This window comes from Acidisoma sp. L85 (assembly GCF_009765865.1).
GTDB lineage: Bacteria > Pseudomonadota > Alphaproteobacteria > Acetobacterales > Acetobacteraceae > Acidisoma.
Window position 1 is genome coordinate 109,001 of sequence record NZ_LMUQ01000012.1, and the last position, 13,055, is coordinate 122,055.

General features: G+C 62.8%; 9 protein-coding genes. 2 read left to right on the forward strand and 7 right to left on the reverse strand.

From position 1 onward, the window contains the following. Positions 1 to 69 precede the first annotated feature (69 nt). Genes hpnJ through GSQ83_RS01995 form a run of 3 tightly spaced genes read right to left on the reverse strand, consistent with a single transcriptional unit; the run spans position 70 to position 3,339 of the window. Positions 70 to 1,500, reverse strand: a complete 1,431-nt coding sequence (hpnJ, locus tag GSQ83_RS01985; RefSeq protein WP_158801039.1) for a hopanoid biosynthesis associated radical SAM protein HpnJ — start codon at positions 1,498 to 1,500, stop codon at positions 70 to 72. Next, positions 1,497 to 2,702, reverse strand: coding sequence for a bacteriohopanetetrol glucosamine biosynthesis glycosyltransferase HpnI (gene hpnI / locus GSQ83_RS01990; RefSeq protein ID WP_158801040.1), 1,206 nt, complete (start codon positions 2,700 to 2,702; stop codon positions 1,497 to 1,499). Before hpnI ends, hpnJ begins: the two co-directional genes overlap by 4 nt. A gap of 4 nt (positions 2,703 to 2,706) precedes the next feature. Next, positions 2,707 to 3,339 carry an ABC transporter substrate-binding protein gene (locus GSQ83_RS01995; RefSeq protein WP_158801041.1) on the reverse strand — a complete coding sequence of 211 codons (633 nt, stop codon included), beginning with the start codon at positions 3,337 to 3,339 and terminating at the stop codon, positions 2,707 to 2,709. A 308-nt stretch (positions 3,340 to 3,647) separates the two neighbouring features. Here GSQ83_RS01995 and ispH point away from each other — a divergent pair, with 308 nt between their 5' ends. Together ispH and hpnH are read left to right on the forward strand one after the other, a co-directional pair. Continuing rightward, positions 3,648 to 4,577, forward strand: coding sequence for a 4-hydroxy-3-methylbut-2-enyl diphosphate reductase (ispH, locus tag GSQ83_RS02000; RefSeq protein WP_158801042.1), 930 nt, complete (start codon positions 3,648 to 3,650; stop codon positions 4,575 to 4,577). Between the two features lie 118 nt (positions 4,578 to 4,695). Next, positions 4,696 to 5,871 carry an adenosyl-hopene transferase HpnH gene (gene hpnH / locus GSQ83_RS02005; protein ID WP_158801043.1) on the forward strand — a complete coding sequence of 392 codons (1,176 nt, stop codon included), beginning with the start codon at positions 4,696 to 4,698 and terminating at the stop codon, positions 5,869 to 5,871. A 64-nt stretch (positions 5,872 to 5,935) separates the two neighbouring features. Here the strand turns inward: hpnH and GSQ83_RS02010 are convergent, their stop codons facing one another. The 4 genes from GSQ83_RS02010 to hpnE form a co-directional block, all read right to left on the reverse strand. Then, on the reverse strand, positions 5,936 to 6,580 hold the full coding sequence (locus GSQ83_RS02010) for a hypothetical protein (protein ID WP_256367060.1): 645 nt from the start codon (positions 6,578 to 6,580) through the stop codon (positions 5,936 to 5,938). A 1,874-nt stretch (positions 6,581 to 8,454) separates the two neighbouring features. After that, positions 8,455 to 8,718: a hypothetical protein gene (locus tag GSQ83_RS02020; protein WP_158801046.1), complete on the reverse strand. Its 264-nt coding sequence runs from the start codon at positions 8,716 to 8,718 to the stop codon at positions 8,455 to 8,457. Between the two features lie 1,078 nt (positions 8,719 to 9,796). Next, positions 9,797 to 11,743, reverse strand: a complete 1,947-nt coding sequence (gene shc, locus GSQ83_RS02025) for a squalene--hopene cyclase (RefSeq protein ID WP_158801093.1) — start codon at positions 11,741 to 11,743, stop codon at positions 9,797 to 9,799. Between the two features lie 7 nt (positions 11,744 to 11,750). After that, positions 11,751 to 13,007 (reverse strand): hydroxysqualene dehydroxylase HpnE, encoded by a 1,257-nt coding sequence (hpnE, locus tag GSQ83_RS02030; protein ID WP_256367061.1) that lies wholly within the window; start codon positions 13,005 to 13,007, stop codon positions 11,751 to 11,753. Positions 13,008 to 13,055: the final 48 nt, after the last annotated feature.

Here is a 13,055-nt window from a genome sequence, read left to right on the forward strand (position 1 = left end):
CAGCTCCCGACTTGAGGGTGCAGAAGTAAACCTGCGCCCTTAAGCTGGGATGAACTTCAGGCGCCCTCATCAAGCCGCGATCTTGTTCCGCTCGCGTAGGAACTGGAAGAACTCGACGCCCTCGCGCAACCGGCGGACCATCATCTGCGGGCTGACCACCATCTCGCCCACGATCGAGGCGATCTTCGGCGCGCGGAAATAGAACTTCTTGTAGAAGGTCTCGACGTTGTCGAAGATCTCGGTGTGATTGAGATCCGGATAGCTCAGCGGCGCGATCTGAATTCCTGTCTCGTCGATCAACTCGGCATGTCTCACATCCAGCCAGCCATTCTCCAGCGCCTGCTTGTAGAGCGCGGTGCCGGGATAGGGCGCCGCGAGCGACACCTGGATGGTATGCGGATTGATCTTGGTCGCGAAACGGATGGTCTCCTGGATCGTCTCCTTGGTCTCCCCGGGCAGGCCGAGAATAAAGGTGCCGTGAATCTTGATGCCTAGCTCGTGGCAGTCCTTCGTGAACTGCTCGGCAACCTCGATCCGCATGCCCTTCTTGATGTTGTAGAGGATCTGCTGGTTGCCGCTCTCATACCCGACCAGTAGCAGCCGCAACCCATTGTCTTTGAGAATCTTCAGCGTCGAGCGCGGAACATTTGCTTTCGCATTGCATGACCAGGTGACACCGAGCTTGCCCAATTCGCGCGCGATAGCCTCAGCACGCGGCAGGTTATCGGTGAAGGTATCGTCGTCGAAGAAGAACTCGCGCACCTGCGGGAAATAGGCCTTCGCGAGCTTGATCTCTTCCGCGACATGCTCCGGGCTGCGCACGCGGTAGCGATGGCCACCCACCGTCTGCGGCCACAGACAGAAGGTACAGCGGGATTTACAGCCGCGCCCGGTGTACAGCGACACATAGGGGTGCATCAGATAGCCGATGAAGTAATCCTCGATCTTGAGGTCGCGCTTATACACATCGGTCACGAAGGGGAGCTGGTCCATATCCTCCAGCACCGCCCGGTCCTTGTTATGCACGATCAGGCCATTGCGGTCGCGATAGGAAATCCCGTCGACCGCGGCAAAGTCCCGCCCCTCGGCGATCTCCTGGATCGTGAAGTCGAACTCGTTGCGCGCAACGAAATCGATCGGCGCGCCAGCCGCCAGGCTCTCGGCCGGCTGCACGGCGACCTTGGCCCCGACGAAGCCGATCTTCACCGAGGGATTCGCATCCTTCAGCTGCTGCGCCACTTTCACGTCGCTCGCGAAAGACGGTGTCGAGGTATGGATGACGACGAGGTCCCTGCCCTTCACATCCGCGAGGACCGGCGCCATGCCCATCCGCGCCGGCGGCGCGTCGATGAGGCGGCTGCCCGGCACCATGGCGGCGGGCTGCGCCAGCCAGGTCGGATACCAGAAGGACTTGATCTCGCGCTTGGCCTGATAGCGCGACCCGGCGCCGCCATCGAATCCATCGAAGGAGGGCGGCTGCAAGAACAATGTCTTCATCATGAGTGACTTATACCTCGTGGGAGCGGCGTTGTCCCGCTTCGTCTCAACTTCAATTTCCACCGCCGCGGGCGCGACCCGACACGGCGCAGATCATCTCCGGCCACGGCCTGCATGGTGGTGCCCCGCCAGACAACCTGGTTGCCGAGATAGGCCGCTATGACGATGCCAACCGAGAGCATTTCGCGCAGCGGCAGCAGCCAGAGCGGGAAACCGTTTTGCCGAAGCCTCACACTCAGGGCTCGGGCCGCGGTTGCACGCAGCAGCCAGACCACAACCAAAAACACCCAGGCCCATAGCCGGGGTCCAGCGACCGCCAGCGTTACCAGCGACCAGAACAAAGGGTATTGCAGCAAGGAGGTGGCATAGAATACTGGCGCCAGCGAACGGATGGTGCGCGCCCAGCGCAACTCATGCCGCAGCAGGGCGCGCAGACTACTCTCCGCCACGGTGGTCATAACGATGATCGGGGCGAGTGCCACCTGAAGGCCAAGACCATGGGCAAGGCGGCCTAGCGCGGCGTCATCGGCCAAGTGAGGCAGTAGCGCCAGCAGGCCACCGATCCGCGCGAGAGTCGTGCGCCGCAGGGCAAGCGCCGCGCCCAGGCAATCCTCGCGGCCGAGCATGTGGCCGGCAAGCACACCCGGCAGAAACACATGGTTGATATGAGCGGCGCCGAGCCGTGCGGGCAGGCCTGGGACACCGGCAACCCCCGTATACAGCGCGGTAACAACGCCAACCTCCGGGTCGATGAGGCCCGCGATCATACAATCGATGAAGGTCGGCGACACATGAACATCGGAATCCGAGAGGATCAGAAGGTCATGCCGCGCCTGCGGCAGCATATTGATGAGGTTGGCGATCTTGCCGTTGCCGCCATGCGGGGTCGAATCGATTACCAGGGCGACATCCCGCTCAGGGAAAAGCCGCCGCAACCGCTCCACCACGGCGATTGCCGGGTCCGTGCTGTCCTGCACGCCGAAGACGAGCTGATAGTTGGGATAGGCCAGCGTGAAGAATGAGGCGAGCGCCGCCTCCAGCAGCGGCTCGTCGCCCTTCAGCGGCTTGAGGATCGAGACCGGAGGTTGTTCCCCGGGCGGCATGGCCGCCCCGCCAAAGAACCGGTGCAGGCCGGCAACGCCCATCCCAGCCTGGACTAGGCCGATGCAGGCGAAAGCGGCGGTCGCATCGGCGAGCAGGGGCAAGTGATCAGGCGTTCATCGAGCCGTCCGACAGGACGGAGACCTTCTGGTCCAGGCTGCCGATAAGGCGGCTGGCATCACCCTGCGATAGCTGTGAGGCGAAGTCCGACCTTTGGACCGCGACTCGGCTAATCGTTCCATCGAGCAGGATGTCGCGCACTCTCCAACCCATCGGCGTCTCGTGCATGACATAATCCATACGAAGCGCGTCACCCTGCGGCTTGTCCAGGGTAGTGCTGATGACACGATCCGCGCCAACCGTCCGGATCGTCGGCGAAATCAGGAAGGTCTGTCCGTCGTAGGATTTGAAGTTCGACACGTAGGTCGCGATGATGAAACTGCGGAAGGCCTGCAGCAATTTCCTCTGCTGCGCCGCTGGCAGTCCATTCCAGTACGATCCGACCGATACTCGTAGCACGTCCTCCAGATCGAAGGCCTGATCCACGGCTGGCGCCAGCATGTTGTAGCGCTGGGGAAAGGGCGTTTGCTTTCCTAAACGCATGACGGCGAGCAAAGCATTGCCGAGCGTGCCGATCGGCGCGGTGAGCGCCCCGTCGGCCTGGGCGAAAGCGGGCGACGCGGAAAAAACGGCGGCAGCGACCAGGGCCTGTCCGAGAAAATTTCGACGACTGCGAGTCATTGTCTATTCGGCTCTTTGAGCCGTCTCCCTCATAAGCGCGTCGTCGGCACGGACGAGCAACACCGGGCATTGCGCCGGATGTGGCACGGAAGCGGTTTGTAACAAGCGGCGACCTGAAGGCAAGCCTGTCACGCCGGGGGCGTGACACTTAGGCCACTAGTGTGGTCTTGCGGCCACGCAATGCAGGGCTCCATGGGGTGCGGTGCAGCAAGTGGTTGCCGCATCTTCCAAAAATGGCCTATCTCACCCTGGCGCGTCCCCGTGGCTTTCTAGCGCCCCGGACGCCCGATCGGAGAAGACGAAAGAGAATGCGTGTCCTCCTGGCTCAGCCCCGCGGCTTCTGCGCGGGCGTCGTCCGCGCGATCGATATCGTGGAGCGGGCGCTCATCAAATACGGTCCGCCGATCTATGTGCGGCACGAAATCGTCCATAACCGCCATGTGGTCGAGGATCTGCGCCAGCGTGGCGCGGTCTTCGTCGATGAGCTCGACGAGGTGCCGGAAGGCGCCATCACCGTGTTCAGCGCCCATGGCGTCGCCAAGAAGGTGCAGGACTCGGCGGCGGCACTCGGGCTGCCGGTGATCGACGCCACCTGCCCGCTCGTCGCCAAGGTCCATGCCGAGGGCCGCCGCTATGCCGCGCAGGATCGCGAGATCGTCCTCATCGGGCATGCCGGCCATGCCGAGGTCGAGGGCACGATCGGGCAAATCCCCGCCAAGGTGCATCTCGTCCAGACCGCCGAGGATGTCGGCAAGCTCGAAGTCGCGGACGAGAACAAGCTCGCCTATGTGACCCAGACGACCCTCTCGGTGGACGACACGCGCGGCATCATCCAGGCGCTGAAGGACCGCTTTCCCACCGTCCAGGGTCCCGATGTGCGGGACATCTGCTATGCGACCCAGAATCGCCAGCAGGCGGTGCGCGACCTAGCGAAGTCGGTCGAGGTCATATTGGTGGTGGGATCTCGCAATAGTTCGAACTCGAATCGGCTCAAGGAGCTTGGCGAGGAACTCGGCTGCACGTCATATCTTATCGATGATGCGGACGGGCTGCGGCCGGAATGGTTCGAGGGCGTCCAGACGGTTGGCCTGACCGCGGGGGCCTCGGCGCCTGAGATACTGGTGCAGGGCGTTTTGGACGGGTTGCGTCGCTTCGATGAGGTCAGCGTGGGCCTGTTGAGCGGCGTGCCGGAGGATGTGCGTTTCCGCTTGCCGCCTGAGGTTGCGGATGTGGCATGAGTGTTATTTCCTTGAACTAGCTGCGTTTTTCCGTAAATTCCACGCCTAGTTGAGCGGCCCGCGGCTTTGCCGTGACGTCGTGCCGTTCATTCGAGCCAGCCGAGGAGCTCACACGCCTATGGGTGTTCCGCTAAACCAGGCCGTGAAGGTCGGTAGCTATGTCATCAAGCAGCATCTTTCGGGGCGCAAACGCTATCCGCTTGTGCTGATGCTGGAGCCCTTGTTCCGCTGCAACCTCGCCTGTAACGGCTGCGGCAAGATCGACTACCCGTCCGATATCCTCAATCAGCGCCTGACGGTCGATGAATGCCTGGAAGCCGCCGACGAGTGCGGCGCCCCTGTCATCGCCATCGCGGGCGGCGAGCCGCTGCTCCACCGCGAGATGCCGGAAATCGTCGAGAAGCTGCTCGCCAAGGGTAAGTTCATCTACCTTTGCACGAACGCGCTGCTGCTCGAGAAGAAGATGGAGCTGTACAAGCCCCATAAGAATTTTGCCTGGGACATCCATCTGGATGGCGATCAGGAGATGCACGACAAGTCGGTCTGCCAGGACGGCGTGTATGACATCGCCGCCAGGGCCATCAAGAAGGCCAAGGACGCCGGCTTCCGGCTCTGCATCAACACCACGCTGTTCGATGGCGCCGAGCCGGAGCGGGTCGCGCGCTTCATGGACGACGCCATGGCGCTGGGCATCGATGGCGTCATGATCTCCCCGGGCTATGCCTATGAGCGGGCGCCTGACCAGGCGCATTTCCTGAACCGGCAGAAGACGAAGGAGCTGTTCCGCGGCATTTTCCGCGCCGGCAAGGGCAAGAAGTGGAAGTTCAACCAGTCGGCGCTGTTCCTCGACTTCCTCGCCGGCAATCAGGAGTTTACCTGCACGCCATGGGGCAAGCCGACTCGCAACGTCTTCGGCTGGCAGCGCCCCTGCTATCTGCTCGGTGAGGGTTACGCCAAGACCTACAACGAGCTGATGGAAACGACGGACTGGGACAGCTACGGTACCGGCAATTACGAGAAATGCGCCGACTGCATGGTGCATTCCGGCTACGAGTCGACCGCCGTGGTCGCCGCCGTGCACAATCCGATCGCCTACATCAAGACCTCCATCTTCGGCCCAAAAACTGAGGGCGCCATGGCGAGGGAGATCCCGCTGGAGGGCCAGCGCCCGGCGCAATACGTCTTCGGCAAGCATGTCGAAGACAAAATGGCGAGCATCAAGGCGAGCAAGGCAGGCCGGGTCCGGGTGACACGCAGCTCCTCCTCGGCTGAGGTCGCGGGTACTGCTGACTGAGCGGATGCCTGAGGGGCGAGGCCATTTCGGCGCCTCGCTCCTGATGCCGACAGGCGCTTTTGGCCTAGCGTCCTAGCGCGGCCAGTCCTGGCGCCGCTTTAAGCAGCGCGGACCGTGCGCGAGCAGCATCTCTCCCGAGCGCGATAAGCCCAAAGATCTGCGCCGGATCGCGGAGCAAAGCCGCAACGAGCTTGAACGGGGCGATGCGCCCCGCCGAGTCCAACCCCTCCATGGCTGCTCTCGGCAGGTTCCGGTCTGCTCCGTCACAGATGGCGCGGAGGACCGCGAAGGGTATTCCCGCCTCGGTGGCGAGTTCGGCGACAGCGCCGCTCTCCAAATCCACCGCCGCCGCGCCGGACTCGGCATAGAGGCGAGCCTTTTCGCGGGCGGTCGCCACGATGGCGTCCCCTGCGAGCAACAGCGGGACGCTCCGGACGCCGAGACGCCGCACGAGCGCCGCGTCGCAAGGGAATAGCCGCCCGCCCGACAACACTGTCTCGGCCGCCAAAAGATCACCAGGCGTGAGCGCGGGATCCAAGCCACCAGCAAGACCAAAGCTGACGAGGCTTCGCGCGCCTTCTTGCAGCAGCTGCTCCGCCGCTACGCGCGCGCCTTGGGGTGTGCCACCGCCAATCGCGATCGACAGCCCGGACCGCCGGGCGATCCGCGCCTCGCTAGCCATGCCGACAATGAGCGCGCAGTGAATCACACGGTCAGACTAACCCAGCGGGCGTCCGGCGTCTCGAATATCCGAAAAAGATCTCTCGGGCGCGGATTTGTTCAGGCTAGCCCGACAGAAGCCGCAATCTCGTGAGCGACATTCTTGACTCTCTCGACACCTTTTCTCGCACGCTTGAGGTCGCCTTCCAGAACGTTTTTGTTGAGTGCACATCTCCCCAAGTGTATTAGCGCCTTTGTCTTCGGCAAGAATACAGCGAGATCTTCAAGAATTTCCAACGAAAACTCAACCTGCTGCCGGAGACTCTCGGTCTCATCATGGGTAGGATCGTGTGGAACTGCTCGTACATACGGATCCGCGTTCCGCACATTCGTACGGACCTCGTTGCCCTGCTTTTGGTTGGCACGAGCAAGAGGTCGCATCTGCTCGCGCACGTTAAAGCGCTGCGTAGTTCCCGTGCTTGGACTTTCGACCGCCGGGCGACCACTCACCTTTGAAACGCCCATCACGAGCCTCCAATGTTCACATTTCGGAAAACTCATGATACGAAATAATAATGAAAATTTGACGATTATTCTGAGCAGACTTGGCGCCCCGCCAGGCCATTCCATCCAGGTTAAAGTCTTTGCAGCGGACGCCAAAACCTCAGCGCACGGCGAGTCTTTTCGCGAGGAATCGCAACACTGGCATTCGCCGCGAATGACAGCTGGATGCATCTCAACAGACGTCACGCAACGGCATGCGCGCTCCTCGTGTGTCGCTGCGAGTTCCAATAATTGCCCGGATCACCAAATGATCCGGGTCTCCCTTAGAACGCAGACAACGAGAGCACGGCGGCTCACTCGACTAAACCGGCCTCCCCGACCGCGCCCCGCTCATCTGCTAGCGCTCCGCGGAGGATCCGCGCTTCGCCAAACGCTACTATCGATGGACGGGCAACAAAATGGGGCCAAGAAAGTCGCCGATTGCTGTCTTCAAGCCCGAGGAAAACCGGCGCGGCAACAAAGGTGGAGAGCCGCTTTTCGCATATTTGTGCATCGCCGATGCAACGGCTTTGAAATGGGGCCTGCGCTCAGGATCGACATCAAGGGCCAACGTGGTATACGAGTTCCGCCGCTGAAGCGACGGTGTCAGGCTAGGTGTCCGGGGAGACAGTGACTCTCGTGCTTTTGCTGGCTTCGGCTGGAAGTCGTGTGGCACTGTCTGGTAACGCCCTTGCTCGACCGCGCAGTTCCATACCCCGTCGATAGATCCCATGACCAAATCCTTATGAGTTACAGGCCAAAGCGAAGTCTGTCGAAGAACGCTCAGTATTGAGTGCTATTGTGTTAACATTTGGTTTCTTTGAGCCTACGCAAAGAGCGGCGTTGAACCAAAAGCAACCTTACGGCGCCAAAGAACTTCGCTAGAACACAAGGCATCTAATTCGAAGCGATAAGTTCGCCCAACTCAGTCGCTATACCTGGAACTGGCGGGGCTTCGTGTTGCCGAGCAAAGCGATGTAGTTCTCCTCTAACACGTCGATAATGGGTACTGTTTTCCAGCCGCAGCGTAAACTCGACGCTCGCCAGCCGTTTGCCCATCCACACCTGTTCTTTGAGTATCCGTCTGATTTCCGTGGGCAGATCCAGTCGCCTCTTTCTGCTCTCGACGAGGTGGCCCTCGAATCTGGCGGTTGCCGCCCGTTCCGTTCGGGGCCTCGCATTGCTTCGAGGCAAGTTGGAAATTGAACTTTTGCTGGCCATGTTCAAGCTCTTTCACTTTCGGCGCACTGGCCGTGGATGGAGACGACCCTTCAGGTTAGTTGCGTCGCGCCGCCGCGCACGCGGCGCGCATTCACTCAGCGTCTCCGTCTTGGATCGCCAAGGCTTTTTCCGATGGGCGGTTGCTCGTCTTGCATGACGTTATGGGCAATTAGCTCGCAGTCTCTCGACCTCCTCCCGAAGTTTCCTGATTCGCTCTTTCAATAGAAACTGGTTCTTCAGGATGGCTTCGAGCGCCTTGGGGTAATTAAGTTCGGGCTTCCTGGAATTGACGATCGGTGGGCTGCGTAACTCCGACAGCGGGATCGGCGTCGGACCCTGCCTTCGGACTTCGAAACGCTCGCCAGGCCCCTGCACCAGCGCGATGGCTCGTGAGTTCGGATCGATTGGCTTAATCTCATTCATGATGTTTTCGCCCTCCGGCCGAGATTTTTAATAAGCGTAAAGACCTCGAGCGTGTGGTCATCTTCGAGCACACCTGGAGCGAGGGGGTCGGTAAATTCGGCATAGTTCCGGTGGTTAGGGACCGTCGCGTGGTGTGACGGCCTGTGTCTCGAATGAGTAGATGATGGCGTGACCGGCGACTCGGCCCGAGTTGGCTGGTGCCTATGGTGATGCGGGGCAACGGTGGGTGTTGGCTGTGGGTTGGCCGGATGTCGCGTCGGTTCGATGACTGTGCCGCGGGTCACAAGCGGCGCAGGCGCGGGCTGGGCGACTATGACGTGGGTTCTAAGGTGGGCAGGTACCGGCTTGGGCTGGGCAACTGTGACCTGGGTTCCAAGGCGGGCAGGTACCGGCTTGGGCTGGGCAACTGTGACCTGGGTTCTAAGGCGGGCAGGTACCGGCTTGCGCGGGTCAAAATGAACGTGGACGCAATGGTGATGATTGAGGTGAATCAACGGCGGAAGAAACCGCCGTCCTCGTCGGGCCAGATCAAACGGCGGCGACGGCGCGTCACTCTGCGAAGAGTTCCCTGGAAGCATTTGCAGACGCATTTGCGGAGATATGGCCGACATGATCTTTCCTTCCTTCGGCAGTTGCGAGGATCGCGGCAACTGCCTCGACAGGCGGTCGCAACCCGGTTTGGTCGTCGGTCCGCTTTTCCGCTCGGATTGTTGAAAATGCGTAAAAATTGGTGGGAGGCGAAATGAGAGATATACCAGCCGGCACCATGCAGGTTCGCTACCTGCCGCTCACGGTTAATTAGTGATTCAGAAAACCAACGTCATGCTCACAGTGCTTTCCATTGAACAACGAAAATTGTTTTGATACTGAATCCAACGCTATTCTGGCTGCTACTCGATAAAAACTCCGCAACGATTAGCGCGTGGCAGCAGAATACGGGAATGTCGACCCAGACCCGAATGAGATCGCTCCATAGTCAGAATAATACCGTCCCTGGTATGGACGATTTTTAATATTTTAGTGGATCGAAAACGAAATGGTCGAGGCGGCTCAGAGGCTCGAGTCGGCTAATTCCGCGTCAGAACCCGTAAGCGACCTGCCGGCTATTGGCCTGACGAAGGTTGCGGAAGCGCGCCATCGCCAGCAACGGGAAGAACAGCCGGTAGCCGTGGTACTTGAGGTAGAAAACCTTCGGGAATCCGACCGCGTTGTAGGGCGCCTCGTCCCACTCCCCGTCGGCCTTCTGCTGGCTCGCGAGCCAGGCGACGCCGCGTGCCACCGCGGGATGCTCCGCCTCCCCGGCCGCCATCAGGCCGAGCACCGCCCAGGCGGTCTGGCTGGGCAGGCTGTCGGTGTATTCGCCCGGCGGTGCGCCCTCGTAGCTCGCGCAATCCTCGCCCCAGCCGCCTTCCGGCCGCTGACGGGCGAGCAGCCAGGCGACCGCCCGCTCGACCATCGGGTCCTCGCGCGGCACGCCGGCGGCATTGAGCGCGCAGAGCACCGACCAGGTGCCGTAGATATAATTGGTGCCCCAGCGGCCGAACCAGCAGCCAGCCGCCTCCTGCTCCCGCCGCAAATAGTCGAGCGCGCGGTCGATCACCGGCCGGTCCTCGGCATGGCCGAGCTGGCCGAGGAAGGACACGCAACGCGCCGTCACATCGGCAGTTGGCGGGTCGAGCAACGCGCCGTGATCGGCAAAGGGGATGTGATTGAGGAAATCGTGGTCGTTATCGGCGTCGAACGCGCCCCAGCCGCCGCCCCGGCTCTGCATGCCGATGACCCATTGCCGGGCCAGCTCGATCGACGCCTCATGCGCCGGATCGCCCTGGCGGTGCAGCAACATGCCGATTACGGCGGTGTCATCCACATCGGGGTAGTGGTCGTTGTTATACTGGAACGCCCAGCCGCCGGGCGGCGCGTCGGGCCGCGTTTCGGCCCAGTCGCCGCGCACCTGAGTGATCTGTCGGGCCCGCAGCCAATCGCAGGCGGCATCGACCTCGGCCGTCGCGGCACCGCGCGCTTCGGCCACCGCGTGGCCTGCCAGGCCCGTATCCCAGATCGGCGAGAGGCAGGGCTGGCAATAGACTTCACCCGCCTCATCGCCCTCATGCAGCAGCTTGCGGACAGATTCCCAGGCGATGGCGTGCTGCGGATGGTCGGCCGGATAGCCCAGCGCGTCATACATCATCACGCTATTGGCCATGGCGGGGTAGATCGCCCCAAGCCCGTCCTCGCCATTCAGCCGCTCACCCACCCAGGCGACGGCCTGGTCGATGCAGCGCTGACGGTTGCCTTTGACGAAATGCGGCTCCAGCGGTTGCAGCACCGCATCCACCGCCTTGAAGAAGCGGCCCCAGCCGTTGCGATAGGGACCGCGAATCCAATCCCGCACCTGCTCGGGCGGCGTCACGAAGAGCTCGGAAATCGTGATGCCGCGCGGGTTACGGGCCTTGGGCTTCAGCGCCATCAGCACCAGCAGCGGCACGATCACCGTGCGGGACCAGTAACTCACCTTCAGCAGATGGAAGGGGAACCAGCGCGGCAGGCTCATGATCTCGACCGGCATGACCGGCACCGCACGCCACGGCACCTCACCGAACAAGGCGAGCTGGATGCGGGTAAAGACATTGGTCCGCTCGGCCCCGCCCGCCGCGAGGATCGCTTGGCGCGCCCGCACCATATGCGGCGCGTCCGGATCGTCGCCGAGTGCCTTGAGCGCGAAATACGCCTTCACGCTGGCGGAAATGTTGAAAGCGCCCGCGTGATAGAGCGGCCAGCCTCCATGGGCGCCCTGGATGCGCCGGAGATAGAGGCCGATCTTGGCCTCCAGCACCGGGTCGATGCGGTCGAGGTAATGCTCCAGCAGGACATATTCCGCCGGGATCGTCGCATCCGCCTCCAGCTCGAACACCCAATGGCCATCGGGATTCTGGCGGTGCAGCAGTGCCTGCTCGGCCCGGCCGATGGCCTCGCTGAGGCTTTCGGTGGTCACGGCGGCGGTCATCGGGGCGAGATCATGCGGCATGGCGAATTTAATTATGCCGTAATATCTGCGCGGCGGCCACATCGCCGGAGCGGATGGCACCCTCAATCGTGGCGGGCAGCCCCGTCGCTGTCCAATCGCCGGCAAGCGCCAGGTTAGCGAGCCCGCTGCCACCGGCAGCCGGGCGGCGCCTCTCCTGGTCAGCGGTAGCGGCGAAAGTCGCGCGCTTCTCCTTGACGACGCGCCAGGCGGGCAGCGCCTCCGGCAGGCCGGGAAGCGCGGCACGGACATCGGGCCAGGTCAGTTCCGCCAGCTGCTCCGGCGTCTCGTCCACCAGCCGGTTGGCGGCGCTGATGGTGATCGAGAGGACGCCGTTCTTCACGAAAACCCATTCGGCGACACCGCCGACGATGCCGACGAAGAGCGCCTCTGGCGGAGGCGGCGGTGCCTCGGCCAGGAAATGGACGTTCACGATCGCCTCGAAAGCATCCGGCGCGACGAGGCCCGGCAGCAGATCCGCCGCCACCGGTGCCGGCACAGCCAGCACCACGGCATCCCCTGCGCCGACTATCACCGGCCCGTCGGCGAAGATCAGCCGCGTCACCCTGCCCTGCTCGGCCTCGATCGCCTGCAGCCGCCGCCCGGTACGGGTCTCGGCACCATGCGCGGCAAGCCAGGCGATCGCCGGATCGATGAAGCTCTCGGAGAGACCGTCGCGCGGCACCAGGGGCCTGCAGGCTTGGCCTCCGCGTGTCAGCGTCTCCGCCACCACGGCCTGTAAGAGCGAAGCGAGCCCTGTCTCTGGCGGCGTGTTGAGCGAGGCGATGGCGAGCGGTTCGAGCAATCGACGATACAACGTCCCGCTGCCGCCGATGGCCTCTGCGACTGACCCCCGAGCGCCGCGCAGCCGAAGCAGCGCGAGGTAGTCGCCCGGCCGAGTGCCCGGCACGCGGGCGCCCGCATCGAAGAGCCACCAGGGGAGCCGCCCTCGGCTCAGCCGCAGCACCCAGCGCGCCCCATCGGCGCGGTCAACAAAGGGAAAAACCGGGTCGCGCGGGCCGACCATGCTGTTACTCGCGCCGATCCGCGCGAGATAAGCCGCTGCCGCCCGGTTGCCCGACAGCAGCAGGTGATTGCCGTTGTCGATCCGCCGTCCGAGGCTGCGGTCGAAATAGCTGCGGCAGCGTCCACCAGCCGCGGGGCCGGCCTCATGCAGCGTCACCCGCCCCCCGGCCTCCACCAGCCGCATCGCCGCTTCCAGGCCCGCGAGGCCAGCGCCGATGATGTGGATATGGCTCGCGGTCACGCGGGGTTGCCGCCACCCAAGAACCCACCCCCAACCCCTCCCTTGCAG